Genomic DNA, 25917 nt, shown 5'->3' on the forward strand with positions numbered 1-25917 from the left:
CTGAGTCTTGATTCAATTCAAAGGTGTGTAGCGATCAGTTGATTACAGAGGTTATGCACTTATGATACGAATTCAGGAAAGTTTAACTGAAAAACTTGCAGACAAACCCCCGTTAGTCGATATAATGCCGTTGAAACCTCCCTGGCCTGTTCGCCAGTCACCATACGTCCCGAGCCGATAATACTACCCAGGAGGCTCCTGCTAGGTGCCGGAGTGCAAGTCCGCCTCGTAGCGGAAAGCCCAAATCGCCTCAGTAGCCTCCACCGTGACCGTTACGGCCACGGGCAAACGTGGCAGCGGCAGGGTGGGGAGGTTTCTCTTCATACAATATATACCTAATACTTCCTTTCAACCCCATCAATACTGAATGCCAATGTTTTTTCTGGTGATATAGAGCTTTACTGCTTTTCTTGTTGGTGCCGTGCACAATTCGCGGATGCGTATCGTAGTGAAAATAAAATGCGACCCATCCGGTCGTTCTGGGAGCAGTATTTTCAGGGGAGTAATGCACAGCTGGCAGGCTGGGGACAACCCGCACTGTTAGAGCAAATACGATGATCTGATATCACCGGTGATCCTTCAGCGTTATGGCTTCAGACAATACTGGAGCTGCATAACCCTGGAGGTTAAGACCTAATAACGACGATTGGACGTCAACACCCGAATATCGGAATCCAGAGGAATCTGAAAATCCGCAGTAGAAATAACGTGCTTGCTGCTGGTATCAATCATACGGGCACTGATGTATACCGTGTGACTACCAATGGCGTAGGTTCCTGTAACAATGGCATCGGCTTTGTAAGTTTTGCTCAGATTATCCAGATTTCTGGACAGGCTGAATTCACCGCCGTTGTGATTGCTGATAAATACGCTGTCCCGCATTTTGATCTCGATCAAGCTATAACCGATATCCGACAAACCTGATGACAACTGTTCTCCGAGCACTCGGCCAAGCGGTGTGGTTTTACTGAGCTGGTTGATATCTGCCAGGCTGGTGGACAGGATGGTTGCTCCAGCGGGTAAATCATTCTTGGCTTTTTCCGCCATAATGACAGCGGCTTTCTGACTGATTCCGACCAGGTCAATGGGTTTTGGTTTTTTATAACCGCCGGTTGAACAGCCTGTGATTATCAGTGTCGTAAAAAGGACGGTAAATAGCTTTCCACTGAAGATATTGTCAAGCTTCATTACTTATTCACTCCTGACGAATCCTTGTCTGTCATATTGACAATGGCTGACTCTTTGTAATGACGCATGGCCAGATCTGGTACGTAATAGGAGTGGGTTTCTGAAAATCGAATTTGAAAACCATCAACGATACGGGTAGTAACAACGACTTCCGTGTTGGTTTTTGTGGGGAGCATTTTGCCAATATCGTAGGCTGCAGTCACAGGGATGACACTCAATGCAAACCCTTCTGCAACGGAAGACACTTCATCACCAAACTCCATCAGCGCCCATAGGAAGCCTACTTTGCTGGTTGCTTCAAAGTTGCTTCCGGAGTCCCTGTCGCCAGGATGCCTGACAATTTGAACATCCAGCTCCATGGATAATGGGGTTGTACTGGATGTCATGACCATAGCTCCACGCTTGACCAAAGCGCTGGAAACCTGCTGTCCGAAGACTTTGCTGAATACAGAATTATTCTTTGTCTGTTCAATATAAACCGGCTGGGAAGAAAGCTTGGCGTTTGTCATAATCTGCCCGGCAAGGTGATCAGCGATCACTCCCCAATGTTGGGCAGATTGCAATTTGATTTGCGCAGTCTGGTCTACTGATGTGGCTCTTGGTATTGGAGAGCACCCGGCAATTGCCAGCAGACAGGCTGCGGCAATCGGATATAACGTCTTTATGTTCACAAAAATGTCCTTAACCTTACTTTATTGTTTTGACACGGATGTCGTGCAAGAAAGGTGTGAAAAATCATGAGTAATTCGACATTAACGTCGATTGTCGTATTGTAGCGAGTTACTGAAAGCAGAGAAATATGAAATGAGCACTCAGATGATTTTTTATTTTTGTAAAATGTGAAGGGATGGTGATGCTTTATAAAAGGGAGTCAACTGACTCCCTTTCTTTTATATGTCGTCTGAGTTATTTCAGCTTAACATTCGGCAGGCAGCATGCTTTCCCAAACAACCTTACGATAGCGATCCGGATTGGTATCCCCTTCGGTGCTGAACATCAGCACGACCGAATCGTTATTCAACCCTACAGATGCTGCCAGCTCCCTGGCATTATCCTGAGTAGCCATCAAATAGAGCAGACCCATATTAATAGCACCTGATTCACCGCTGGTAATTGCCGTATCACCTTTTAGCGGGTTGCCCAAAATGCGCATGCCAAGCGCAGAGACATTGTCCGTTACGGAGGCAAATGCGTTGCTGGAGGCTTTAAGGATCGGCCAGGTTACCGGGTTAGGCTCGCCACAGGCCAGCCCTGCCATAATAGAAGACAGATCGCCAGTAACAGCAGTCATCTCACCGGCTTCGCTGCTTCCGGATTGATAAATACAATCCGCTGCACGAGGCTCAGAAATAATAGTAGAGAATTTGTTGGTGCCCATGGCATCAGTAAAGTAACCCAATACACCGCCGGCCATGGCGCCAACACCGGCTTGCAGCATGATGTGGGTTGGCATACAGCCTTCCATTTGTGCAGCCTGTTCCAGGGCTTCGTCTGCCATGGTCATATAACCTTGGGAAATCCAGGTTGGTATTTTTTCATAGCCTTCCCAGGCAGTATCCTGAACCAGTGTCCACCCATTTTCGTCTGCTGTTCTACTGGCCAGACGAACAGTGTCGTCATAATTAACGTCAGTAACAATGCATTCTGCACCCAGACCTTTGATGCGTTCTACGCTGGCTTGTGCAGAGCCTTTTGGCATGTAGACAACGGCTTTCTGACCCATTTCACGGGCAGCCCAGGCAACGCCGGTGCCATGATTACCGGCAGTGGCGGTGGTGAATACCAGAGGCTCTTTTAATAGGCTGGCCACCGTGCTCAGATCAATTTCAGAAATATCGATATTCAGCTGTTCAGCCAGCATTTTTCCCAGGGCATAGGAGCCGCCCAGTACTTTAAAGGCGTTCAGGCCAAAACGATGGGATTCATCTTTGACCAGAATGGCTTTCACGCCCAGCTTCTTGGCGAGATGTTCCAGCGATACTAACGGAGTGGGTGCATAGCCTTTGATCTTGCGATGAAAAGAACGGGCTTCAAGAGCCATTTCAGCGGAAAAAACAGGGCTGGTTTCCCCGGTGTAAAAGTGATTGGATTCAAACTTCAGCATTGACATGACTTCAGATAAAAGACGGTAGGCAGACTTTCTAAAAAGCAGTTTTTTTGGTTCAGCGGAACTACCACCCGACTGCGTGTATCGGTATTAAAAAGAACCGGCGCAGACAGTCAATATCGTTGCAGGTAGTGCAGTTTCCGCTGAACCTGATTGAGGGCAATTAACGTTCAATAAACGCCATCGCTTCCACTTCAACCAGTGCATCTTTAGGCAGGCGGGCAGCCTGGATGCAGGAGCGTGCTGGTGGTGCATCAGTACCGAACACTTCGGTATACACTTCGTTAAACGCTGCAAAGTTTTCCATATCAGACAGGAAGCAGGTGGTTTTTAACACAGAAGCCATGGAGCCGCCGGCCTGTTCGATAACGGCTTTCAGGTTAGCCAGTGCCTGGTAGGACTGTTCCTTAATACCACCTTCTACAAACGCCATGGTTTGTGGGTCCAGAGGCAGCTGACCGGAAGTAATGATCAAATCTTTGAATACAGTGCCCTGAACGTAAGGGCCGATGGCTGCAGGGGCTTGATCAGTATGAATAGTGCTTTTCATTGTTGTTTACTCCAACAAGGTTTGAAAAAAGGATTGAACAAAAAAGTAATAAACGACTTATGACTTAAATTCACGAATGTACTTGTACACCGCATGGCGGGTTATCCCCAGCCGTTCGGAAACAACAATGGTTGCTTCCTTAAATTCGAAGATATCGCCATCAAACAAACGACGAGTGATCTCTTTCTTGCGATTCTTGGGGCCAATGGCTGGATCGTTATCCACTTCCTCAATCGCCTGCTCGGTAGCATGGGTGATCAGATCGTGGGCACTGGCACTGAAATTCTCACTGACCGCTGCGCCCAGCTGGGTTGAATCCGGCATCAGGGTTTTAATGATGTCCGGAAACGGGTGCGAGAGGTTGATGTTGATGCAAAACAACCCGATAGGCTTGCCACCTTCACCAGCCACAACACAGGTGGTCGACTTTAAGAGCGAACCATCTTTGCTGGTGGTGAAATAGCTTTTTGGCGTCGTTTCCCCGGTGGATTCGAAGGTGCGCAGCACTTTTAATCCGAGATCAGTAATCGGCGAGCCAGGATTACGCCCGGTATGGTGCCCATTCACAATCTTGACCACAGACTTGTCAAAAGATTCAAGGGAGTGAATGACGACTTCGCTGTGAGGGCCAATCAGCTCCGCCACAGATTCTGCCAGCCGAAAGTAGCCCGCCAGAATTTCCCGATCTGTATCCGTAAACTGAACGTCAAATGATGTGAACTTCATACCGCACTCTGGGTTAATTTAGTTAACCGTAATGGCGGCTGATTATGAGTAATAGGTGAGCAAATAGCAATCAGGAAAGTTAAATATATTTGTCTTAAATAGGGTTTATTCTTAAATATGGGCGGAGGTTTGTTAAATAAATAAAACTTATATAGGTGTTGTGGTTTTTTATAAACAATGCTGCACGCATGACGTAGGTCAATATATTTAACTAAAAGATAAGTAGTATGGCGCACATATTTCACCCATGAGTGACGCCGAAGACTCCCTGTCTGTTCAGCAAAACAGCGGGCACCTGGCTTCACCAGTATTGAGAAGACACTGGCATGACTCTCGTGACCAACCCTCTGCAACGCGGTTTTGATGTATCCGAATTTGAACAGCGCACCGAGCGTGCTCAGGCCATCATGCACGCCATGAAGCTGGACGCCATGCTGTTCACCACGGAGCCAAACGTCAGATACTTCACAGGTTTTCATACTCAGTTCTGGCACAGCCCAACACGTCCATGGTTCCTTGTTGTACCCGCTAACGGCAAACCTATTGCGATCATTCCTGAAATCGGTGCCAGCGGTATGGTGCAAACCTGGGTTGATAACATTATTACCTGGCCTTCACCGCGTCCTGAAGACGACGGCATTAGTCTGGTAGCCAGCACCCTGAACTCTCTTAAATGTGTACATGGTCGTGTGGGCGCGACTCTGGGAATCGAATCCCATCTGCGGATGCCAGTAAACAACTTTATGGAACTGACCAGACTGGTTAAGAAAGAGATTGTTGATGTCTCTCTGGCTGTTCACGAGCTGCGTCAGGTGAAGTCTCCGGCAGAAATCGCCAAAACCCGTGAAATCTGTCGCATTACCAATATTGGTTTCCAGAATATTCCGGAATACGCCAAAACCGGCATGACTGAGCGTGAAATCTGCAAACAGTTCCGCATCGACATGTTGCAGGCCGGTGCCGATGAATGCCCTTACATTATTGCCGGCTCCGGCCCCGACGGTTACGACAGCATCATTATGGGCCCGACGGATCGCACGATAGAAGACGGCGATGTACTGATTATTGATACCGGTGCGGTTCGAGATGGTTACTTCTCTGACTTTGATCGTAACTGGGCTTTTGGTCACGCCAGTGAGCAGACCAAGGCCGCCTACCGAGCCACTTATGAAGCCACTACTGCAGGTTTCGAGGCTGCACGACCAGGAAATACGACCACTGACATCTATAACGCGATGTGGAAGGTTCTGGAAGCAAACGGTGCGCTGGGAAATGATGTAGGCCGACTGGGTCATGGATTGGGTATGGAGCTGACGGAGCGTCCTTCTAATACCGCTACTGACAACACCGTTCTGAAGCCGGGGATGGTGATGACTCTGGAGCCAGGCATGGTGTACGCACCGGGTAAATCCATGGTGCATGAAGAGAATATCGTGATTACGGAAAATGGCGCTGAGTGGTTGAGTCAGCGTGCTGAGCCTGAATTGTTAATTATTCAGTAATCATCGGACTGTATTTTTTTAAAAAAACAAAGCGGCCATGCAGTTTATTCCAGGTGTGATATTCAACGTGTGGCCACACCATTCTGAGAGTGGATTATCGTATGCAAACTCTTGAAGCCTTTAAAGCGTTTGAAAAACCGCTGCTCCATAAACAGTCGGCCCGAATTGATCGGGTTCATATTGGTCTGGTTCAGTTAAGTACGGACCACTCTCTGGAAATGGACTGGGCTAAACTCCTCGGCACACAGGCGGGGGTATTCAGCAGCCGTGTTTACTACAGCAGTGAAATGACCCCGGAAGCGCTGGATCAGATTGCCACTGGCATCACTGAAGCCTCTGATTTAATTGCCACCGGCCTGCCCATGGACGTGATGGCTTTTGGTTGCACCTCTGCCACGATCATCATCGGTGAAGAAAAAGTAGCCAACCTGCTGACCGAAAAGCGCGGAGATATCCCGGCCACCAACCCATGGACTGCAGCCAAAGCCGCGTTTAATCATCTGGGCGCCAAAAAAATTGCCGTTTTCTCACCTTACCCGACATCTGTCAATTATCCACTGTACCAGCAGCTGACCAACGCCGGTTTTGAAGTACCGGTACTGGGTTCACTGGGAATTGAAAAAGACACCGATATCACCCTCGTGTCGAAAGAATCCATGATGGCTGCACTGGAGCAAATGTTGCCGGACTCCGGAGCTGAGCTGGTGTTTATGTCCTGCACCAACCTGCGAGTGCTGGATCATATTCAGGAAATCGAAGATCGTTTTGGTATCCCTGTCGTTTGCTCTAACTCCGCCATGTTCTGGCACGCCATGCATCTGGTGGGCAAAGCCGCCTCCTGCCCTGGCTATGGAAAACTTCTTAATAATAATGACAAAGTGAGATTAAGCGCATGAGTAACGCAACCAAAGGTTGGGCCGCTGCGATTTTTATCGGACTGCTCTGGGGTATTCCCTGGATTGTCGGTACACCGATTCTTGAAGTGATGGACCCGCAGATGCTGGTTTGGGTTCGCTACATGGTGGCCTTTATCTCACTGGGTCTGATTTTTAATATTGGTCTAATGACCGGTAAGTTCAAAAAGAAAACCGACTTCAAATTAACCTGGGATAACCGCCACGATATTTTCTGGGCAGCAGCCTGTGGTATTATCGGACAAGGTGGTTTCAGTTATTTCTCTTACCTTTCTCTGGATTACATTTCCGCTGGAGAGAATGGCGTTATCCAGGGATTGATCCCTATTCTTATTCTCAGCGTTGGTTTCTTCCGACACAATGCCCGCTTCACCTCTATGCAGATGCTGGCAGCACTGGGTGCATTTGTTGGGGTGGCCATTCTGGTGATGGATCCAAACTCTGAAACCAACGGTTTTAACATCGGACACCTGATCTGTTTTGCCAGTGCCGCCAGTTTTGCCACCATGGCGTATGCACGAGCCAAGCTGGCAGAGAAGTACGGTTCTATTGCCACCATGTTTCATCAGTTTGTTTTTGCCGCTATCGGTTTTGGTCTGTTCCTTTTCTTCTCTGGCGCAGATTTTTCTACGGCACTGGGCGTATTTAGCTCACCGCTGCGTATTCTGGCGATCTGTATCCTGGGTGTAGGTATTTCCGGTATCAGTTACCTGATTTACATTTATGCAATGGATCGGGTGGGTGTGGATGGTACCGGCATGGCGCTGAACCTAATGCCTCTGTCTTCATTCATTCTGGCAACCTTTGCTCTGGGCGAAGCAGTAACTCCGATGCGCTTGCTAGCCATCGTCGTGGTAATTGGCTCCATGATGGCTTTTATGAAATTCAGCGGCTCAAAATCAGAAGCGACTGAAAAGCAGGCGACATTCACTGGCAAACTGGCCACTGAATAAATTATCAAGTAAGTACTAAGGCAGCTCTTTATCGAGCTGCCTGTTTTTTTGGAATGATAAGATGTCCATCGAGCAACAAGTCACTGAGTGGCGCCAACATATCCACAAACATCCTGAGTTCGGTTTTGAAGAAGTGAAAACCGCCGCCATGGTTGCGGATAAGCTGGAATCTTTCGGTATCGAAGTGCACCGCAATATCGGCAAAACCGGTGTCGTCGGTATTCTTAAATGTGGTAACAGTGATCGCTCTATCGGCTTGCGTGCGGATATGGATGCTCTGCACATTAAGGAACAAAACGCCTTTGGGCATGCGTCAGTCAATGAAGGCGTAATGCACGCCTGTGGTCACGATGGTCACACGGCTATGCTGCTGGGTGCTGCTCACGAGCTGGCGCAGAAGCGTAATTTTGATGGTACGGTGTACTTTATTTTCCAGCCAGGTGAAGAGCATGGTGTGGGTGCCAAAGCCATGATCGAAGATGGTCTGTTTACCCGCTGGAAGATTGATGCTGTTTATGCCATGCATAATTTGCCGGGCATTCCGGAAGGGCATTTCATGACTCGCTCTGGTTCTATTATGGCCAGCGAAAGTAGTTTTGAAATTAATGTTTATGCCACTGGCGGCCATGCGGCGTTACCTCATATGGGTACAGACCCGATCGTGGTTGGCGCACAGATAGTTACTGCGCTGCAAACCATTGTCTCCCGTAATCTGAGTGCTATTCACGAAACTGCAGTGTTGTCTGTCACTGAATTCGCAACCAACGGTACCGTAAACGTTATTCCATCTTCTGTGACCATTAAAGGCGACACTCGTTGCTTTACTGATGAATCACTGAACAAAATCGAAAAAGCCATTGAGCGTATTGTGGCTGGTCAGTGTCAGTCTGCCGGAGTGGATTACAGTTACCACTTTAACAACAGCTTCCTCTCCACCATTAATACTGCCGCTGAAACCGAGCATGCTGTGAATGCCGCCCGTAAAGTGGTGGGTGAAGAGCGCGTTAATGGTCAGTGTGAACCCTTTACCATCAGTGAAGATTTTTCCTTTATGCTCCGCCAGGTGCCAGGCTGCTATGTTCTGGTAGGTAACGGCGATGATGAGAAAGGTGGCACGGCACTGCATAACCCATTGTACGATTTCAACGACAATATTCTGATGAAGGGCGTTAACTACTGGCAGGCTCTGGTGGAAACACAGTTGTCCTGATTGGTTCCTATCTCAATCTTCCCGCGTCTTTCGGTTCTTATTGGAATTACTGGCGCGGGAATTCGTCATACAGACTAACGCCCATGCATATCACCCTTCGGCAGCTGGAAATTTTCAAAGCAGTTGCACAATCTGGCCGTGTCACCATTGCTGCAGAAAAGCTCTTTATCTCACAACCCGCCGCCAGTATGGCATTGGCCGAGCTGGAGAAACATCTTGGGTCGTTGTTTGATCGTACCCAGGGTGCAGGGCTGAAACTGAACGACTCTGGACGAGCACTTTTACCCCGAGCCTGTGAACTGCTCGACAGAGCCAAAGAGCTGGAAACCGAATATAACGTTACAGGGGCGTACAGTTCAGGCGCTTTAATACTCAATGCCAGCTCCACCATTGGCAACAATGTCATGCCGAGAATCATTAACCGTTATCAGGAAGCAAACCCCAATATTAATATTGAGCTGAGTATCGAAAACACCCGGGTGATCGAACAACGGCTGTTAGATTTCTCCATCGATATGGGCATTGTGGAAGGCACCTGCATTCATCCGGATATTGATGTCACCACCTGGATGGCAGATGAGCTGGTGATTATCTGTCATCCAAAGCATGCTTTGACCGGTTCAAAAGCGGTCACGATGACGGATTTATCTCAGGAAAAATGGATACTCAGAGAACCGGGCTCCGGTACACGAGAACTGTTTGATGAGATGATTGCCCCGGCCATTGCCTTACCAAGAGTGGGCATGGTGCTGAACCGGGCAGAAGCGATCAAACAGGCGGTGATGGACGGCGTTGGTATCGCCTGTATTTCGAAAATAGCGGCGCAGTCCTCGTTGGATGCCGGTCAGGTAACCTTGATTGATGTAGCCGGATTAAATCTGAAACGGCACTTCTATTTATTGACTCATAAGAAACGATACAAGAGTAATGTGTTGAACAGGTTATGTGGTTTTCTTCTGGAAGATCCCTTGGTGGTTAGTCAACCTACAAAGGTTGCATTAGAGGCATCAAATTCAACCCGTACCCGGTAACCTATACCCAAAGGATTTCAAGTTGCTACGCGGCTGACAATGGCTTTGTAACGCCCCTGAAAAAGATGAGCCACTCTGCCGTACTTCCGGTTGAAGAAGCACTTGAAAAACTCATGCTGCCCTATGAATTTGACCTATCCATCCTCGAAACCATTGAAACCAAAAACCTGCCAGGGCACATCGAGCGGGTTGGAAAAGTGGTTTATGAACGAACCAGTATTCATGATGGGCGAACCCACTAAACAAGATGTTTTGCGAGCTTAAATAAAGCACTGATCAGCTGAGGGTAAGGTAAATAGAGCATGTCATTTATAGACGACAATGAGCATGCATGATGAAAGACCTGATCCTTGTTTTTCTTGTTTTTACTGCCGGGCAGACACTGTATAGCTTTGATGAACGGGAAAAGGCCGTGACGTTATATCCCGGTAATGTGGTCACGCTGGATTGCGAAGCGATTCCGTTGCAGCTGCTGTTTGGTCGACTGCTGTTTAATGGTCAGCCCCTGGAAGGTGCGCGCATTAATGGCGGTTTGTACCCCGGCAGTACCGATGACCTCGGCATGTTTCAGTTGGAAACTCGTTCGGATGTGGGTAATCTTCAGGTCGAGCTCGATAATGGCTGGATTTGCACGTTACCTGTTAAACCATTAGACAGTGGTTATGTATTGCGAATAGGGAATGTTGAGTTGGCTGAAGTCCAGTGTACGCCATTGCTGGAAGGTCCGTTGGCGGTGAGTCAGCGGGATGATGTTGATACGTAAGATCTTTGCAACGCAGTCAGAGATCCTGATCAATGAGTCAGAAAATATGATTTCATATGGCTGAGTACTTATAAGTAATACAACGTCCCTCATCAGCAAAGGGAATTAACTTTACGAACCATTGGCAGGTGTACAGTGCAAGCAGTAAGAAAAAGCTCTGGGGGGGAGAAGTGGCAGCGATTTAATCAAACTATCTTCGCTTTTGTTGTGGCAATTGTTGTGGCAATGGGAGTAAGTAATGCTGCTATTGCAGACAATGACTGCAATAGTTCTAATTGCGCCAATAATGACAACTACTGGATAAAAATAAAAAGACTGCCGAATATTGAACTACCGGACTGGGGTGGTGAAAGTTATTCATCCGGAAACTCTTTGGTTGGTAGTGGTAAGCAGTTCTGCACTATTGCCTATCTTGAAGGTCGGCCTCGTACTATGTTTGATCCCATCACTTTCATCGACGGGACTGTGTCAGGCGGCTCGTTCGCTCTGGAAAATGGCAGTTCATCAATACCGGTGACTCTCATTATTGATAATGTTGCTAATAAAGCAGAGCAGCAGAAGCAAACCTATCAACCAGGCAGCACGGTCACACTAAACGGGGATAACGCCTATGATCAGTGCAAAGATAATGAGCTCATCTTATCGGTGGGAGTTTTAAAAGAGCATATTCTGAGTACCGGAAAGACCGGCACTTATCGGGGAGTGTCCGGTTCAATTTAGAAGCAATAAGCAAGGTAGCTGAAGAGGTTCAATACACAAAACGTTATGCCCTGAAGAACGGAGCAGGCAATTATATCGAATACACACTCTCCGTCAGTGATTCCAAAGGGGTAACTCGACATTTCATAGATAATTACGATCCGAGAAAATGGGGGTTCACACCAACGAACCAATTTCAGTGCCAGTCACACACATCACCCAATATGACGCTCAATATCACTACAGACACTATTAATGGGGCCACTGGCACCTATAGCGATACAATGACGTTTACTGTTGCAACCTATTAGGCTTTGTGGGCAATTAAACTTCTGCCTCTACACCCTGACCGCTAAACAACGTCTTTGGATATTCAACCCCACAAAAATCAAACCGCGCCTTCACCGCCAGACTATAGGCTTCAGCAGGCGTACGAATACCGTTGGTGTAGGAAAATATTTTGAACCGCTGTACTCCATCGGCACTGATATTCTCTTTGAACAGACGTTTTTTATCCACATGATAGATGCCGGGGACTTCCGACTCTGAGCGTTTAATCAGACAAAATACATCATCAGGACGCAGGAAAGTTTTAAACAGCTTGTTGATAGTGTTATCCACGGAAATTGTGGATAACCTCTGATAAGGCCGCCATGCAAGTGATGGCTGTTTGCAGTTATCCACTCCTGCCAAAGCGGCGGTTGCGCTGCTGAAAGTCTGCAATGGCAAGATCAAGATCGTCCGCCGTGAAATCAGGCCACAGGGTATCGCAGAAGTGAAACTCGGCATAAGCGCATTGCCATAATAAAAAGTTACTGATGCGCTTTTCGCCACTGGTGCGAATTAAAAGATCAACTGCTGGCGCACCGGCAGTTGCCAGAAACTCTTCAACCTGTGCTGGTTGAATGCTCTCCGGATCCAGATCCTGCGCTTTAATCACGGCCGCAAGTTTGCGAAACGCCTGTGTAATATCCCATTGGCCGCCGTAGTTTGCTGCCACCATTAAGGTTAAACGACGACAATCTTTTGTTGTTTCTTCGCAATGCTCAATCGCTGCTTGAATTTTTGGGCTGAACGCCGAGCAATCGCCCAATACTTTCAGGCGTATGTCGTGTTCTTTTAATCTGCCCGTTTCACGTTCAAGCGCGTGAAGAAATAGCGACATTAACCCACTTACTTCCTCTTCTGGCCGACGCCAGTTTTCGCTGGAAAATGCGAACAGAGTCAGATAAGGCACGCCCACTTCGCCACAACGTTTGATGACTTCCCTAACGGTTTTGATCGCGGCTCGATGACCAGAAAGTGCCGGCAATAAACTACGCCGAGCCCAGCGATTGTTGCCGTCCATAATAATCGCAATATGGTCAGGCAGGGTCGGAGCAAGTTCTGTCATGGTAATAAAGGTAGGTGACAATAATTGGAAAGAACCCGCAAGTGTTTGGGTTGTAGCGGAAAGCAGGATTCAGCTCCCGGAAAAAGGGAGCCGGATCCTGTCAAAATCAGTTGGTTGGGCTAACAGATGTTGGCTTGTCGTTAGAACCGCCAGTATTGACCTGTGGAGGCGGTGGAATGTTAGCGGCAGGCGCTTGAGTTTGTTCTGCTTCCAGATTTTTCTGTTTGTCTTTCTGGTTATTAGCCAGCTTCTGCTGTTCAGCCTTGTTGGCAGCGGTATTGGCTGCACTCACAACAGCTTGCTGTGCAGCAGGGTTGTCTGCCAACTGTGCAGTGGCTGCTTTGGTGATGCTCGCTTTCTGGGCCGGTGCCGCACTGACAGCTGCCGTCACAATTTGCACCGCCTGTTCAGGGTAGGCGGCAACTGCCGCACTGATCAGGGCATTCAAAAGCTGTGGGCTCTGTTCTAACTGAAGCGCGGCATCAGAAATCAACGCTTCGATAGACATGCTCTGACTCTGGGTCGCCTTGGCCAGGGCTTCAGCAGCGGGCATACGGGTAAGGTCGGTAGCCAGGTCTGCCTGAGCCATTCCTGTCATTGCTGACAGTGTCAGAACGGTGGCTGCAATAAACTGTTTGTTCATGGATATCCTTTCGATGTCATCGATTCAGGAGCAGGCCATACCGGAATTACTGAATTCAACCCGTATTGCCACGATAAATAAATATTGTTTACGGTATTTCACGAAATTAAAAAACCGTACAATAACCAACTGGAAATTATATTGACATGATCTTTATAATACAATCCGTGTCGTACAGTAAGCAGGGTTCGATATTCACCCTGATTCTTGCAAAAGTACTGTCTCGCCGTTTCGACATCAAACTGTACGGCTGGAGCTGAATCGTGTAAATGCCAACATCGGCGGTCATTCAAAGACAACAGGGTAATTTTAATGAAGGGGTTTAACGTTAATCATCTGGCTATCGCCATCGCACTGGCCGGTTACGGTACCAATGCTGTCGCAGCAACGGGTGTAGAAGACGCTGGTCATATTGATCTGGGGCCAGTAGAAATGACACCAATGGCAACACTGGGTGTTGGTCACGACGATAACGTATACCGTGAGGGTGAAGGTGACCTGGCAGATAAAAGCTCTACGGTTTATAAGCTGGATGCGTCTGCAGGCTTCAAGGCTCAGCAGGGTCTCAGCACCTACGAAACCACTCTGGCGGCTAAAAGAACCTCTTTCTCCAGCCAGTCTGACGCCGGTTTTACCGACTTCGGCATCACCGGTAAAATCCATGAAGACATCAACAGCCGTAACCGACTGGATGTGGACTTTGATCTCGGCCGCTATCACGATACTGGCTCTACAGTAGACGGTGCTACAGACAAAAGCGCGCCGGAATACACTCGCACCAAAGGTGGTCTGAAATACGGCTTTGGTGGTATGGATGCCATGTTCCGTGCAGACGTGTTCGGCAACTACAACAAGCAAAAATACCAGAAGACCAAAGGCATTGTTGAAGGCAGCAACCGTAAAACCACCGAATACGGCACCACTGGCTACTACCGCTTTATGCCAAAAACTGACGTTCTGCTGGAAATCAAAGAACGTAAGCTGGATTACACCGCCGCTAACGAAGACGGTTATGACGTTACCAGTTATCTGGTTGGTCTGAACTGGGAAGCTACTGGCAAAACCACGGGCTACGCTAAATTTGGTCGTCGTGAGCGTGACAGTCAGGTACCTGGCGTCAAAACCGAAGGCTTTAACGGTTGGGAAGTGGGTGTGAGCTACATGCCGGTTGATCACTCTGTATTCCAGCTGAGTACAACCCGTGACTACGGCTTCGACTCCGAAAACCCGGATCAAAACAACACCTTGTTCACCAAAGGCACAACCTCCACTCTGAGCTGGAACCATCAGTGGACTGGTAAGATCAGCACCAATGCTGGCTATACCTACACCAATGACGACATCGAAAATCGCGTCGGTGTGCTGCAGAAAACCCGTACTGTGAAACAGTTCAATCTGGGCGTTGACTGGAACGTGATGCGAAATGCTACGGTATCACTGTCTTACCAGAACACTGACCGCAACGAATCCGCAAAAGCATCCAATGATTTGGACAGCTACAAGCGTAATGCCTACATGCTGACAGGCACTATCGCCCTGTAATCCTGTGCCCGTCACCCGCGATAAACAACGCCTGTCACGGGCAGCGGGAGGCGGGAAGCGGACGGCGAAAAACGACAACGTGTTTTTAAATCCCACAGGCTGGTATACAATCCGGCCTGTTTTTTATCCCCCTCTTACCATTTTCAGCCGGGTCTTAAGTATGAAACTCGCTATCTTGCGTAACATCACCTTGCGACTGAAAGCATTACTGGCCTTTGTTCTGGCCATTGGCTTCAGTGGTTATCTGTCCGCTGCGGACAATATGAGCCTTTCCCGCTATGAACTGGGTGCTGGCGACAAAATCAGTATCTCTGTCTACGGTGAAGACGACATGGAAAAAGAACTGATCCTTACCGATGCCGGTACCGTCTCTTATCCGTTTCTGGGAGAGTTCAAAGCCAAAGGCTTAACCGTTGGACAACTGGAGTCGTTAATCACAAAGCGACTGAAAGACGGCTATTTTATAGACCCAAGAGTCAGCGTCTCCATTAAAGAATACCGAAAATTCTTTGTTTCTGGTGAAGTGAAAAGCCCCGGCGGATTCTCCTTCGAACCGGGCCTGACCCTGGAAAAAGCCGTCGCCCTGGCAGGTGGATTTACCCAGCGCGCTTCCAAAAGCAACATCATGGTAACCCGGGAAGAAAACGGTAAAGCTACTGAACGAGAATTGTCGTTAAATGGTTCTGTGTTACCCGGTGACATTATTGTGATCAAAGAGAGCTTTTTCTAAACCTGCCGGCATTTATTGGTACTGAATCCATGACTACAGATTTGAAACCCGCTCCGGCAGCTGCGGCAATGCCGGGTAAAAACACGCCTGATGAAGACATCATCGATCTTCGTCAGATTTTCCATGTGTTGAACACCCATCGTCTGGCGATTGCCGGCTTCACCGCCGCCGTTACGTTACTGGCGATCCTGGTGGTGTTCTCCATGACGCCGATTTACCAGGCGACGACAGTCCTGCAAATTGAACAGGAGCAGGCTAAAGTCGTCAGCATTGAAGAGATCTACGGTATCGATGGCGGCAGCGACAGTTACATCAACACCCAGCTCGAAGTACTAAAATCCCGTGGTGTGCTGGAAAAGGTGGTGAACAAACTCAACCTTCTGGAGAGCCCGGAATTCAACACTCGCCTGGTGGAAGCCCCCTGGTATTCTGGCCTGCTGGACTGGCGCAGCTGGTTTGGCCTGAAAGAGCCAGAAGAAGCCGAAGATCCTAACATTGTGATGCGCGATACCATCAATGTTCTGAATGAGCTGGTTACGATTGAGCCGGTGCGCAAAACCCAGATCGTGAAAATTCATGCGCAGTCCGAAAACCCAAAGTTAGCGGCTAAAATCGCCAACGCCATCGCCAATGCTTACATCGAATCCTACATGGAATCGAAACTGGCCCTCACGCTCAATGCAACCGACTGGATGCAGGGCCGGCTGGGCGAGCTCTCAAACAAGCTGCGAATTGCTGAACAGGAGTTGCAGGATTACCGCGAGCAAGAACAGTTGATCGATCTGGAAGGGGTACTGACCGTTTCCAGCAATGAACTGAAAGCGCTGACCGAATCTTTAGTTCAAATACGCAATAAACTGACTGTGTCTGAGAATATTTACGCTCAGATTCGCTCCGGCAAGTTGAAAAAAGGGGATAATCAGACGCTGCAGGCAGTACTGCAACACCCGTTGATTCAAGATCTGAAGCAAGAGGAATCGAAGCTGGAGCGGCAGGTAGATGATCTGTCTCGCCGCTACGGTGCCAAACACCCGAAAATGATCTCTGCCAAATCCGAGCTGCAGAGCATTCGTCAGAACATGACGATGCAGATTCGCAACATAGTGGAAGGCGTAGAGCGGGAATACGAAATCGATAAGGCGAACGAAAAAAGCCTGCAGGTGGCGGTGAACAATGTCAAAGCCAGGGTTCAGGAGATTAACCGTAAGCAATTCCGCCTACGTGCTTTAGAGCGCGAAGTGCAAACCAACAAAGATTTGTACGATGCGTTCTTTAAGCGCATACAAGAAACCTCCGCCACCAGTGACCTGCAAACCGCCAATGCGCGCATTGTTGATAAAGCCTATACCCCCGAGTACCCGGTCAAACCGAAAAAGAAACTGATTGTTGGTATCGCGGCACTGCTGGGGCTGATGGTTTCCTGTGGTATTGCGTTTTTACTGGAGATGCTCAACAACACCATACGTACGACAAAAGACGTTGAAGAAAAACTGAACCTGCCCGTCTTGGGTGTGCTGCCGAAACTTACGGATAAAGCAGCGCTGGATCATGTCTTTAAATTGTTTTCAGATAAAGATCAGCCCGCTTTTGGTGAGGCGGTTCGAACCATTCGCACCAGCATCAACCTAACGGCGATGGATCAACAGCATCGACTCTTTGCCATCACCTCCACCGTACCGGGCGAAGGCAAATCCTCAACGGCTTCGAACCTGGCTCTGGCATTAGGTCAGTTAGGCAAAGTTCTGCTGGTAGATTGCGACCTGCGTCGACCGGTAGTCGGTAAAAACTTCCACATAAAAGGCGGTTCTGCTGGCCTTGCGAATCTGCTGGCGGGTACTGCCAATATCAATGATGCGGTGCATAAGCTGGAAGGTATCGATGTAATCCCTTGTGGGCTTGTGCCACCCAACCCGCAGGAATTGTTGTCGTCAGATCGGTTTGGACAATTGCTGAAAAAGCTTCGGGGGCATTACGATTATGTGGTATTGGATTGCCCGCCGGTGCAAAACGTCAGCGATGTATTGATGGTTTCACGCCACTGTGATGGTCTGGTTTATGTTGTAGAGGCTGGTCGTATGCAATCTAACGCGGTCAGTACTGCGGTGGGTCGATTGCTGCAGGCCAGAGCGCCGGTAACGGGTGCGGTATTGAACAAAATTGATCCGAAAATGAAAGATACCTACGGCTACAACCAAGGGTATTACGACTCTACGGGGTATTACTCTTCCTCTTCGTAAAGCGCATTCCGCTACCTGCTACCCGAAAAAGATAAGGCGCATGCCTTTACGGGTAGCGGGCGGCGGCTCTTTTAATAGACAAACATCGTTTAATAATAAAAAACACATAACAAACCCGCTAATAGAATAACATCGTCTAACAATAGATTAACTCTCCGAATCCCACGCACCATGCGGCCTCACCAGAAAAACAACGTAAAATTACGCATCAGACCGACACATTTCATGCATTGTATTGTCGTTTAGTTGACGTAAAATACCGCACCGTTGTTGATTGACTGATACCAGTCTGTAGACTTATATATCCCTGCTACTTACTCTATCAACCAACAGCACCTGCTGGAGGGGTGACAACGTCAGTGCAGTGGGGAGATCGGTTATCCATGCGCCTTGTGCAGAAAATAACCTGATCACTGACATTAAAATTAGTTATAAGTGCTTTTTCAGTAATAGCCAAAAAATTGAGGGACGGTAGTGTGCTTTTTTATCAGCCTTATAGCTTCTGCGGCTGTTTTAATCAGATCTACCTCTAGGGAAAAATCATGAAAGCCTCCGGTATCACTGGGGTACAGCGGCATATATGGTCTATGACTTAATGGTTGTAAAGTGTGCAATTTGCTTCAACACCACACCATTAAAGGCTTCAAAGGCTTCAAAAATATCAGGCATTTTTCCCCTGGTATCAAAGAGCTTTAAAGTTAGTAGCCACTATTGCTGGTAGGTATAGAAAAAATGCAGGCTTTCATGATTTTTCCCTAGCCCTGACCCCAGTTTTCTTCACGATAAAAGACCATGATTTTCTTATATGCCTCCTTGTAATGTATAGTCAGTGCATACACTGGAATTAAGAGTCGCAATATGACACTGAACGCTTCCTACCTTAAACTGCTATTGCAAAATTGGTCACAAACCTGCCGCACAGCGAAGCGGTTGGCCATTTCTGTTAATCGGTTAGCTGAGCGTTTACCCCTTTCTATAGACGATTTGCAAAATACGGATGAAGAACTCTTCGAAAAACTGGATGCTTTCAGGGTGAGGTTTGGCGACCTTCAGGACAGTCTTGGCGCAAAAGTATTCCGTAGTCTCCTTTTGTCAGAAGACGAAGAGCCGATCAATATGGCCGACACACTGAACCGGATGGAAAAGCGGCAAATCATCCAAAGTGCGGAGCATTGGCGAACACTGCGGGAGATTCGTAATGCTTTTGCTCATGATTACCCTGAAGCAGAAGCCGAAAGAGTCAATGCCATCAATCTTGCCTGGAAAGTAGCGCCAGAACTTCTGGATATTGCTGATAATATTTACCACTATTGCCAGCGTCAGAACATAAATTTGCCGGAGATCGAACGTGCGGATAAGCAATGAAATGGCCGCAAGTATTGTGGAGCTAAGCCGTACCCACATCGCACCCGATGCCATCGTCTGGCTATTTGGTTCCCGTGCCAACGACAATGCCAGAGGCGGTGATATTGATCTGATGATTGAAGCGGAAGCGATTCAAAACCCGGTAGAACGGAAGATTAATTTCCGACTGGCATTTGAAGATCGCTGGGGTGAGCAGAAAATAGACATCATCCTGCATGACTGCTTGAGAGATGACCAGGCCATTCATGAAATCGCCCGGGAAAATGGAATCAGACTTTGCTGAATGTGCAAAAAAGATCCGGAATCTAACTTTGGTTTCTTAAAAATGCACGATGAAAGCCCTGACTCCGGTGATAAAGTGTTGTTTGAGGAAAAAGAAGGTGTAATCACCCTTACTCCCATGAATAACGACATTGAAGCTCTGGCAGGGAGCCTTGCCAACGACACCAATGGCAAGCAAGCAACATTAGAAGATACGGAAGAAGCCATAAAAACCGGCGCAACAGCCTCTTGGTTAGATGACGAGAGAGATGATAATGGACGGAATTGATACCAGCGTACTTATCCGTTACCTTGTCAAAGACGACCTAAGCCAATATCAGCAAGCTTTAACCCTATTGAAAGCACTGCCAAAAATTTATCTCAGCCCAATCGTACTGGTCGAAACCGCTTGGGTGCTTAGCCACTTCTACAAAGTCAAAGCAGATAAACAATGTAATAAGCTCCGGGAACTTCTCTGCCTGGATTGTATAATGACGGATGATAGACAGGCTGTCTTAAGCGCCATCGAGGATTACGCCAATGGCTATGACTTTGCAGATGCAATGATTGGTCATCACAACACCCTAAAGAAATGCAAGACTACCTGGACCTTTGACCGAAAAGCGTCAAAGCTCGCTGAATTCAGCCGTATAGAAACACCACTGAGTTCTTAAAAATGGCGGTAGTGCAAAGACCCCCGGTTTTTTTACCCGTGATTTGTTTGGGGTGGATTCTTAAAGAATTAAATTAACACCTAAATGGAGCAGGGCTAATAAGTGCACTTCATTACTAAACGACAATGATTATGCACGATGAAAGACCTAACGCCGGTTTTTCCACAATGAAAGCCCCGGAAGCAGGCCTCGTTTTCCCTTCCCTGACAAAACCTAACTTGCTACGATCAAAGATCAACCATCAATGGTTTACAACCAATGACAGACCAGCAAGAAGACATCCGTTGGATACAGCGGTTTGATAACTACCAGAAAGCTCTGGAAGCGCTAAAGGAAGCCGTCGAGTTATCACAACAACGCCAACTGACGCGACTGGAACAGCAGGGGCTGATACAGGGCTTTGAGTTCACTCATGAGCTCGCCTGGAAAACCCTGAAAGACTTTCTCATCTATCGTGGCGTGCAAGGCATTATCGGCTCGCGGGATGCGGTCAGAGTCGCCTTCAGAGAAGGCATTATCACAGAGGGCGAGCTATGGATGGAAATGCTCAAGAGTCGCAACCTTACGTCCCATACCTATCGGGAAGAAGTCGCCAACGAAATAGCAGGCAAAATACTCAAGCCGTATTTTAACGCCTTCAGCGAACTGAATAAAACGCTGATGAACTGGTTGGAACACGACAGGGTATGACGGCAAAATACGGTTTAAAAGCAGAGACGATTATAGCCATTCAGCAGGTACTGGCTGAATTTGCCCAGGTACAACAGGCCATTATTTATGGTTCCAGAGCAAAAGGTAATTATAAGCCAGGCTCCGATATCGACCTGACTCTGGTCGCTGCCCCAAAGGGCCAACTGAACCTGTCCACCCAATATCAGATTGAAGAAGCACTTGAAGAACTGATGCTACCCTATCAATTTGACCTATCCATCCTCGAAACCATTGAAAGCAAAAACCTGCTAGGGCATATCGAGCGGGTTGGACAAGTGTTTTATGAACGAACCCGCTAAACGATAGGTGTGGCAAGCTTAAATAAAGCATTGATCAGCTGGAGTGAGGTAAATAGAGCATTTCATTTATAGACGACAATGAATATGCACGATGAAAGACCTGACCCCGGTTTTCTTAAAGAAGAGTCTTTTCCTCCGTGCCTCTGTGTCTCCGTGGCCAAAAACACCCCCACATCTGCGGGGAAAACAGAGGCATTTTTAATAGCAGTACCAACGCCTCACTAACCCCCACCTCTGCGGGGAGCTGGCAATGTATCGGTTTGCGTCAATGGTGTCAAAACCCATCCCATAAAGCACAAAAAAGCTTTTTCGGGAAGCGGGCGGCGGGTAACGGGAGGCGCAACATATAACTCAACGCAAATACAAAACCACACAATAGAAAAACACAGTCTTATAATGTGAAACTCCGTTTAAACCTCATTTTACAATTCGCAAACCCCAACACAAGTAAACAAAAGCCAATCACCCCAAGGCTTGCAGCCAAGCTTAAGTAACGGTAAACGCTATCCATAAAGGTACAAACCATCACTGAGCAACAACATCTACACGGTTGCATTACAAAACCACGACATTAAAATATACGACCGTCGTCAAAGGTCACTATGACCTGATCAATATTATCCCTGTCTACAAATCAACCGCCCGCTGGATCTAGAGCCATTGGGTATTGTTTATTTGCAGATAGTCCGCTTGCAGGTCATTACACCAGCAAAAGCCGGATAAAGTACCCGAACACACAACTTAATTACCTGGTCGTTTCGAAATTGCGCCTGATTCGGGGGGCGGTAGCGTGGGGGGAGAGGTAAATCAGCGCCTAAACAGAGTCAGTTATCATCTTAAGCCTTACGAACAATGCGGCTCACCGTTGAGTAGTGAAGCCCGACGTAATCGGCAATCTCCTTAAGGCTGTAGCCGCCCGATTGAAAAGCAGAAACAATCGCCTCATCACGATGGTAAGCTGCTTCCAGAAAGTGGCTGAGAGGTGCTGCCGTTTTCCGCCTCTGCTTATGAGGCACTTCAGAGAGTGCAGCTTTCCCTTTTGGTTGATAAGCCAGCTGAGCATTAATGAATTCATCACTGCCCAGATAGATCTGCTGCTTAAGGTGCTCCCAGATATTGACGCCAACACCCTCGGCAACAAAGCGGGCAAATTTGAGAATGGCTTCATCCCGCTCGTTACCGAAGTAGCGCAGAGTGGCATCCGTCGCCAGCCAACCAGGCGAATCGAATAGCCCAGTGGTATAGCAGTAACTGCTCCAGGGCCACTCATCTGGCGACTTGACCATTTTGGCTCGAACCGGATTTAACACAACGTACCGGCTCAGTTCCATAAGGTAAGCATCTTTATCCACCAGAATGGCTTTATAGCGACCCTGAAAAAGATGACCAACCCTGCCGTACTTCCGGTTAAAACGAACCGTGTAAACACCGTTAAGCTGTCGCATACCTTTCGAGAGATTGGCATCCGGCGTCTCGACCATCAGATGGTAATGATTGGTCATCAGGCAAAACGAATGGATAACCCAGTTAAACCGTTCACACACTTCGGCAAGGGTATCAAGAAACAGCTGAAAGTCTGCATCTTCACGGTACATGGCTCTGCGTTCATTACCGCGAGATGTGACGTGGTACAGAGCACCTGCGTACTGAATTCTTAACGGCCTACTCATATCCTGTTACTTCATTTTCTATTTATGAAGAGTAAAAAGTAGACCATCAAGACAGATATGAAAGACCTGGCACCACCGACGGCACCACCGACTATTTTTTATGATCCTTATGGTTCAGGTACTTAACCCAGATCACCAGTGCACAGACAGTGGTAAAGAAAATAGCCAGAGTCCAAGCGAAAGCGTTCATCTCAATCATGGTCAGACTCCAGAAGTACAGCCAGATAGACAAGAGCCAATGAGGTGGCCAGACCAAAGAAGACAATAGCAGCAATCATGTTCTCCTGAAAGATCGGGTATAAAACAGCCCCACCCAAAGGAAGCTTTACAAGATCGCAGCTAAGCGCAGCCATTCTTTCGCGTTGTTTCTTATTCATTGGTACCACTTTTATATTTATTCAGAAATTGAAAAAGTAGTCCATTAGGTCGGAAATGCACGATGAAAGACCTGACCCCGGTTTTTTATAAATCAGGACATCATCCAATCCATCCAGTTGCCCCTTACCTGGGTTTTCTGACGACTAAGGATTTATCCTTTAATAACTTCCTCATTTCCGCTCATCCTGAGCGGAGTCGAAGGGGCACTAAACTTCGACAGGCCCGAACGGAGTCTTCAAAATCGAGATTATATCGGAACAGCTCCTAAGCACAGACAAAGCTTTTACGGGAGGCGGGAGGCGGGAGGCGGGAGGCGGGAGGCGAAAAACTTTAACAAAATTTTTAATATAACAACATCGTCTAACAAACCCCCAATCCAGCCAGAGCCCCCAGCCCTTCGGGCTCTAAACAAAAACAACGTAATTCTACGCATCCGGCTACACCTTTCATGCATTGCATTGTCGTTTAGTTAACGTAGAATAATTCGCCGTTACTTATGGCCTGATAGAAGTCCATCGCCTTACAACTCCCCGCTACCTAACTACGAACCAACAGCACCTGCTGGAGGGGTTGCATTTAGACAGCACCAGTCGGGAGATCGGTTAGCCATGCATCATAGTCATCGAGCAAACCAAAAGCTGTCTTAAACATATTGCATAAGCGCTGTTTCGGTAATAGCCAAAAAATCGAGGGACGGTAGTGTGGGTTTCTATTTTGTAATCCGCTTCTTGCCACTTTAATTCTGTATATTAATTAAACGATCATTTCCATTTAAATACTATTTGCTGGCATGCTGACGCAGGGGCAATTTACGAACACCCGCAATTCCCAAGGGTTTAAAGACCGCATCGGAAAATACTTATAATGCAGTTTTCCAAAGATTTGCCATATTGAAGTAATCATCCAAAGCAGTCATGGCAACCTAATGAACGTAATTGATTTGATGGAAAACCTTTCAGTTATTTACGATGTACGTCAAGAAGGAAAGGTGGTTCATAAGCTAACAGATATATTATTGCTGACTATTTGCGGAGTGATTGCTGGAGCCGAAGGTTGGGATGAAATACAAGACTTTGGTAATGCAAGATTGGACTGGCTGAAGCAATATGGTGACTTTGAAAATGGTATTCCTTCTTATAGCACTATTGCAAAAGTAGTTAGCTTGGTTGATCCGGAACAGTTTCAACATTGCTTCATTGAGTGGATGAAATCTTGCCACCAGGCAACAGGTGGAGACGTTATAGCTATTGATGGAAAGACTGCCCGTCGTTCTTATGATAAGTCTAAAAAGAAAGGGCCGATTCACATGGTTAGTGCTTTTTCTGCTGCTAATAAAGTCGTTCTTGGACAAGTTAAAACATCGGAGAAAAGCAACGAGATTACAGCCATTCCAAAATTACTTGAACTGCTGGAGCTCAAGGGCTGCCTGGTGACCATCGATGCAATGGGCTGTCAGCGAGATATTGCAAAGAAAATTGTTGACCAAGAGGCCGATTACCTACTTGCTGTGAAAGGCAATCAAGGAAAGCTTCTGGAGGCTTTTGAAAATCATTTTTCTATGGATCAAATAAATCAATGGAAAGGTGATGTTTTCAAAACAGAAGAGAAAAGTCATGGGCGCATGGAAACTCGCATACATATCGTCAACGATGTATTTGATGAGTTTGTAAACCTGTCATATGACTGGAAAGGTTTAAGCACATTAGGGGTTGTTATGTCTGCAAGAATGGATGGTGATGAATTCAATGCAGATGACATCACTATACGTTATTACATTTCTTCCGCTGAACTATCACCTGAAAAGTTTGCCAGTTCTGTCAGGGATCATTGGCAAGTTGAGAATGGCCTTCATTGGAAACTGGATTGTGCGATGAATGAAGATGATTGCAAAATCCGAAGGGGTAACGCAGCAGAGATTTTGGTTCGATTCAGACATGTTGCCGTTAATTTTCTAAATGAGTGCAAAACATTTAAGGCTGGCCTCAAGCGCAAGCAGAAAAAGGCAGCACTGAGCTCAGACTACCTCTCGCAAGTGCTTGCGGGAAGCGAGGCTTCGTAAATTCCCCCTGAAGGGGTAATGCAGCAGAGATTTTGGTTCGATTCAGACATGTTGCCGTTAATTTTCTAAATGAGTGCAAAACATTTAAGGCTGGCCTCAAGCGCAAGCAGAAAAAGGCAGCACTGAGCTCAGACTACCTCTCGCAAGTGCTTGCGGGAAGCGAGGCTTCGTAAATTACCCCTGCCTCTTAGTGCTACATGGTAGTTAATCTCCAGAATTTATCAGAGATAGTTGGCATTGATCAACTGGGGCAAGAAAAGTAAATAGTGTATTTCATTCATATACGACAGTGAATATGCACAAAGAAAGACC

The 25917-nt window shown here is 47.4% G+C and carries 28 protein-coding genes and 1 other RNA gene; 19 read left to right on the plus strand and 10 right to left on the minus strand.

Translation table 11 applies throughout. The features are described 5' to 3' along the window. The first annotated feature begins 135 nt into the window (after positions 1-135). A non-coding RNA gene (gene ssrS / locus Q1B11_RS17255) (6S RNA) lies at positions 136-315 on the plus strand. Between the two features lie 318 nt (positions 316-633). Here the strand turns inward: ssrS and Q1B11_RS17260 are convergent. From Q1B11_RS17260 to Q1B11_RS17280, 5 genes are all read right to left on the minus strand, one after another. Further along, a complete protein-coding gene (locus Q1B11_RS17260; RefSeq protein WP_299734708.1) occupies positions 634-1188 on the minus strand; it encodes a FlgO family outer membrane protein in 555 nt (184 codons plus the stop codon). Beyond that, positions 1188-1859: a hypothetical protein gene (locus Q1B11_RS17265; RefSeq protein ID WP_299734710.1), complete on the minus strand. Its 672-nt coding sequence runs from the start codon at positions 1857-1859 to the stop codon at positions 1188-1190. Before Q1B11_RS17265 ends, Q1B11_RS17260 begins: the two co-directional genes overlap by 1 nt. Before the next feature lie 245 nt (positions 1860-2104). Then, complete coding sequence (dpaL, locus tag Q1B11_RS17270; protein WP_299734712.1) at positions 2105-3292, minus strand: diaminopropionate ammonia-lyase; 1188 nt, start codon at positions 3290-3292, stop codon at positions 2105-2107. A 166-nt stretch (positions 3293-3458) separates the two neighbouring features. Beyond that, complete coding sequence (locus Q1B11_RS17275; protein WP_299734714.1) at positions 3459-3845, minus strand: RidA family protein; 387 nt, start codon at positions 3843-3845, stop codon at positions 3459-3461. A gap of 57 nt (positions 3846-3902) precedes the next feature. Continuing rightward, positions 3903-4571: a PAS domain-containing protein gene (locus tag Q1B11_RS17280; RefSeq protein WP_299734716.1), complete on the minus strand. Its 669-nt coding sequence runs from the start codon at positions 4569-4571 to the stop codon at positions 3903-3905. A 326-nt stretch (positions 4572-4897) separates the two neighbouring features. On the opposite strand from Q1B11_RS17280, the gene Q1B11_RS17285 reads away from it, so the two are divergent. The 8 genes from Q1B11_RS17285 to Q1B11_RS17320 all read left to right on the plus strand — a co-directional run bounded on the left by Q1B11_RS17285 (position 4898) and on the right by Q1B11_RS17320 (position 11664). After that, a complete protein-coding gene (locus tag Q1B11_RS17285; RefSeq protein ID WP_299734718.1) occupies positions 4898-6073 on the plus strand; it encodes a Xaa-Pro peptidase family protein in 1176 nt (391 codons plus the stop codon). A 101-nt stretch (positions 6074-6174) separates the two neighbouring features. Continuing rightward, positions 6175-6969, plus strand: a complete 795-nt coding sequence (locus Q1B11_RS17290) for an aspartate/glutamate racemase family protein (RefSeq protein WP_299734720.1) — start codon at positions 6175-6177, stop codon at positions 6967-6969. Beyond that, complete coding sequence (locus tag Q1B11_RS17295; RefSeq protein WP_299734722.1) at positions 6966-7940, plus strand: DMT family transporter; 975 nt, start codon at positions 6966-6968, stop codon at positions 7938-7940. Before Q1B11_RS17290 ends, Q1B11_RS17295 begins: the two co-directional genes overlap by 4 nt. Positions 7941-8001: 61 nt before the next feature. Further along, a complete protein-coding gene (locus Q1B11_RS17300) occupies positions 8002-9150 on the plus strand; it encodes a M20 aminoacylase family protein (RefSeq protein ID WP_299734724.1) in 1149 nt (382 codons plus the stop codon). 83 nt (positions 9151-9233) lie between these two features. Beyond that, complete coding sequence (locus tag Q1B11_RS17305; RefSeq protein WP_299734726.1) at positions 9234-10181, plus strand: LysR substrate-binding domain-containing protein; 948 nt, start codon at positions 9234-9236, stop codon at positions 10179-10181. 65 nt (positions 10182-10246) lie between these two features. Continuing rightward, a complete protein-coding gene (locus tag Q1B11_RS17310; RefSeq protein ID WP_299734728.1) occupies positions 10247-10423 on the plus strand; it encodes a hypothetical protein in 177 nt (58 codons plus the stop codon). An 89-nt stretch (positions 10424-10512) separates the two neighbouring features. After that, positions 10513-10944 carry a CS1-pili formation C-terminal domain-containing protein gene (locus tag Q1B11_RS17315; RefSeq protein WP_299734730.1) on the plus strand — a complete coding sequence of 144 codons (432 nt, stop codon included), beginning with the start codon at positions 10513-10515 and terminating at the stop codon, positions 10942-10944. A 135-nt stretch (positions 10945-11079) separates the two neighbouring features. Then, entirely contained in the window at positions 11080-11664 is a 585-nt protein-coding gene (locus tag Q1B11_RS17320) for a hypothetical protein (protein WP_299734731.1), read from the plus strand. 303 nt (positions 11665-11967) lie between these two features. Here Q1B11_RS17320 and Q1B11_RS17325 read toward each other — a convergent pair whose 3' ends face one another. From Q1B11_RS17325 to Q1B11_RS17335, 3 genes are all read right to left on the minus strand, one after another. Then, positions 11968-12264: a hypothetical protein gene (locus Q1B11_RS17325; RefSeq protein ID WP_299734733.1), complete on the minus strand. Its 297-nt coding sequence runs from the start codon at positions 12262-12264 to the stop codon at positions 11968-11970. A gap of 55 nt (positions 12265-12319) precedes the next feature. Continuing rightward, entirely contained in the window at positions 12320-13036 is a 717-nt protein-coding gene (uppS, locus tag Q1B11_RS17330; RefSeq protein WP_366139487.1) for a polyprenyl diphosphate synthase, read from the minus strand. A 106-nt stretch (positions 13037-13142) separates the two neighbouring features. Further along, the gene (locus Q1B11_RS17335; protein ID WP_299734735.1) at positions 13143-13679 is read right to left on the minus strand and encodes a hypothetical protein; all 537 of its coding nucleotides are present in this window, start codon (positions 13677-13679) and stop codon (positions 13143-13145) included. Positions 13680-13991: 312 nt separating this feature from the next. On the opposite strand from Q1B11_RS17335, the gene Q1B11_RS17340 reads away from it, so the two are divergent. The 9 genes from Q1B11_RS17340 to Q1B11_RS17380 all read left to right on the plus strand — a co-directional run bounded on the left by Q1B11_RS17340 (position 13992) and on the right by Q1B11_RS17380 (position 21498). Further along, entirely contained in the window at positions 13992-15221 is a 1230-nt protein-coding gene (locus tag Q1B11_RS17340) for a hypothetical protein (protein WP_299734737.1), read from the plus strand. 160 nt (positions 15222-15381) lie between these two features. Then, positions 15382-15951, plus strand: a complete 570-nt coding sequence (locus tag Q1B11_RS17345) for a polysaccharide biosynthesis/export family protein (RefSeq protein ID WP_299734739.1) — start codon at positions 15382-15384, stop codon at positions 15949-15951. A 29-nt stretch (positions 15952-15980) separates the two neighbouring features. Continuing rightward, positions 15981-18188, plus strand: coding sequence for a polysaccharide biosynthesis tyrosine autokinase (locus Q1B11_RS17350; RefSeq protein WP_299734741.1), 2208 nt, complete (start codon positions 15981-15983; stop codon positions 18186-18188). Positions 18189-19046: 858 nt separating this feature from the next. Then, a complete protein-coding gene (locus Q1B11_RS17355) occupies positions 19047-19553 on the plus strand; it encodes a hypothetical protein (protein WP_299734743.1) in 507 nt (168 codons plus the stop codon). Position 19554: 1 nt separating this feature from the next. Further along, on the plus strand, positions 19555-19836 hold the full coding sequence (locus Q1B11_RS17360) for a nucleotidyltransferase domain-containing protein (RefSeq protein WP_299734745.1): 282 nt from the start codon (positions 19555-19557) through the stop codon (positions 19834-19836). Beyond that, positions 19837-20103 (plus strand): hypothetical protein, encoded by a 267-nt coding sequence (locus tag Q1B11_RS17365; RefSeq protein ID WP_299734747.1) that lies wholly within the window; start codon positions 19837-19839, stop codon positions 20101-20103. It abuts the gene before it with no gap. After that, a complete protein-coding gene (locus Q1B11_RS17370) occupies positions 20090-20488 on the plus strand; it encodes a type II toxin-antitoxin system VapC family toxin (RefSeq protein ID WP_299734749.1) in 399 nt (132 codons plus the stop codon). The genes Q1B11_RS17365 and Q1B11_RS17370 overlap by 14 nt, the downstream gene beginning before the upstream one ends. 258 nt (positions 20489-20746) lie before the next feature. Further along, positions 20747-21178, plus strand: coding sequence for a nucleotidyltransferase substrate binding protein (locus Q1B11_RS17375; protein WP_067584405.1), 432 nt, complete (start codon positions 20747-20749; stop codon positions 21176-21178). Next, on the plus strand, positions 21175-21498 hold the full coding sequence (locus tag Q1B11_RS17380; RefSeq protein ID WP_067584402.1) for a nucleotidyltransferase domain-containing protein: 324 nt from the start codon (positions 21175-21177) through the stop codon (positions 21496-21498). Before Q1B11_RS17375 ends, Q1B11_RS17380 begins: the two co-directional genes overlap by 4 nt. Positions 21499-22334: 836 nt before the next feature. Here Q1B11_RS17380 and Q1B11_RS17385 read toward each other — a convergent pair. Together Q1B11_RS17385 and Q1B11_RS17390 are read right to left on the minus strand one after the other, a co-directional pair. Then, positions 22335-23168 carry a transposase gene (locus tag Q1B11_RS17385; RefSeq protein WP_299734761.1) on the minus strand — a complete coding sequence of 278 codons (834 nt, stop codon included), beginning with the start codon at positions 23166-23168 and terminating at the stop codon, positions 22335-22337. A gap of 191 nt (positions 23169-23359) precedes the next feature. Then, positions 23360-23545: a hypothetical protein gene (locus tag Q1B11_RS17390; protein ID WP_299734763.1), complete on the minus strand. Its 186-nt coding sequence runs from the start codon at positions 23543-23545 to the stop codon at positions 23360-23362. Positions 23546-24471: 926 nt separating this feature from the next. On the opposite strand from Q1B11_RS17390, the gene Q1B11_RS17395 reads away from it, so the two are divergent. Further along, complete coding sequence (locus tag Q1B11_RS17395) at positions 24472-25605, plus strand: ISAs1 family transposase (RefSeq protein ID WP_299734765.1); 1134 nt, start codon at positions 24472-24474, stop codon at positions 25603-25605. Positions 25606-25917 lie beyond the last annotated feature (312 nt).

Origin of the sequence: uncultured Endozoicomonas sp. (assembly GCF_947495845.1) — a bacterium.
Taxonomy (GTDB): Bacteria; Pseudomonadota; Gammaproteobacteria; order Pseudomonadales; family Endozoicomonadaceae; genus Endozoicomonas.

Bases quoted from the DNA above. Each gene is read 5' to 3' on its own strand.
- Q1B11_RS17275 (WP_299734714.1), bottom strand. From the start codon at position 3,845: ATGAAAAGCACTATTCATACTGATCAAGCCCCTGCAGCCATCGGCCCT.
- Q1B11_RS17315 (WP_299734730.1), top strand. From the start codon at position 10,513: ATGATGAAAGACCTGATCCTTGTTTTTCTTGTTTTTACTGCCGGGCAG.
- Q1B11_RS17295 (WP_299734722.1), top strand. From the start codon at position 6,966: ATGAGTAACGCAACCAAAGGTTGGGCCGCTGCGATTTTTATCGGACTG.
- Q1B11_RS17305 (WP_299734726.1), top strand. From the start codon at position 9,234: ATGCATATCACCCTTCGGCAGCTGGAAATTTTCAAAGCAGTTGCACAA.
- Q1B11_RS17350 (WP_299734741.1), top strand. From the start codon at position 15,981: ATGACTACAGATTTGAAACCCGCTCCGGCAGCTGCGGCAATGCCGGGT.
- Q1B11_RS17260 (WP_299734708.1), bottom strand. From the start codon at position 1,188: ATGAAGCTTGACAATATCTTCAGTGGAAAGCTATTTACCGTCCTTTTT.
- Q1B11_RS17380 (WP_067584402.1), top strand. From the start codon at position 21,175: ATGACGGCAAAATACGGTTTAAAAGCAGAGACGATTATAGCCATTCAG.
- Q1B11_RS17310 (WP_299734728.1), top strand. From the start codon at position 10,247: ATGAGCCACTCTGCCGTACTTCCGGTTGAAGAAGCACTTGAAAAACTC.
- Q1B11_RS17340 (WP_299734737.1), top strand. From the start codon at position 13,992: ATGAAGGGGTTTAACGTTAATCATCTGGCTATCGCCATCGCACTGGCC.
- Q1B11_RS17385 (WP_299734761.1), bottom strand. From the start codon at position 23,168: ATGAGTAGGCCGTTAAGAATTCAGTACGCAGGTGCTCTGTACCACGTC.
- Q1B11_RS17300 (WP_299734724.1), top strand. From the start codon at position 8,002: ATGTCCATCGAGCAACAAGTCACTGAGTGGCGCCAACATATCCACAAA.
- Q1B11_RS17365 (WP_299734747.1), top strand. From the start codon at position 19,837: ATGTGCAAAAAAGATCCGGAATCTAACTTTGGTTTCTTAAAAATGCAC.
- Q1B11_RS17360 (WP_299734745.1), top strand. From the start codon at position 19,555: ATGGCCGCAAGTATTGTGGAGCTAAGCCGTACCCACATCGCACCCGAT.
- Q1B11_RS17280 (WP_299734716.1), bottom strand. From the start codon at position 4,571: ATGAAGTTCACATCATTTGACGTTCAGTTTACGGATACAGATCGGGAA.
- Q1B11_RS17370 (WP_299734749.1), top strand. From the start codon at position 20,090: ATGGACGGAATTGATACCAGCGTACTTATCCGTTACCTTGTCAAAGAC.
- Q1B11_RS17390 (WP_299734763.1), bottom strand. From the start codon at position 23,545: ATGAATAAGAAACAACGCGAAAGAATGGCTGCGCTTAGCTGCGATCTT.
- dpaL (WP_299734712.1), bottom strand. From the start codon at position 3,292: ATGCTGAAGTTTGAATCCAATCACTTTTACACCGGGGAAACCAGCCCT.
- Q1B11_RS17345 (WP_299734739.1), top strand. From the start codon at position 15,382: ATGAAACTCGCTATCTTGCGTAACATCACCTTGCGACTGAAAGCATTA.
- Q1B11_RS17355 (WP_299734743.1), top strand. From the start codon at position 19,047: ATGACACTGAACGCTTCCTACCTTAAACTGCTATTGCAAAATTGGTCA.
- Q1B11_RS17395 (WP_299734765.1), top strand. From the start codon at position 24,472: ATGAACGTAATTGATTTGATGGAAAACCTTTCAGTTATTTACGATGTA.
- Q1B11_RS17375 (WP_067584405.1), top strand. From the start codon at position 20,747: ATGACAGACCAGCAAGAAGACATCCGTTGGATACAGCGGTTTGATAAC.
- uppS (WP_366139487.1), bottom strand. From the start codon at position 13,036: ATGACAGAACTTGCTCCGACCCTGCCTGACCATATTGCGATTATTATG.
- Q1B11_RS17285 (WP_299734718.1), top strand. From the start codon at position 4,898: ATGACTCTCGTGACCAACCCTCTGCAACGCGGTTTTGATGTATCCGAA.
- Q1B11_RS17335 (WP_299734735.1), bottom strand. From the start codon at position 13,679: ATGAACAAACAGTTTATTGCAGCCACCGTTCTGACACTGTCAGCAATG.
- Q1B11_RS17290 (WP_299734720.1), top strand. From the start codon at position 6,175: ATGCAAACTCTTGAAGCCTTTAAAGCGTTTGAAAAACCGCTGCTCCAT.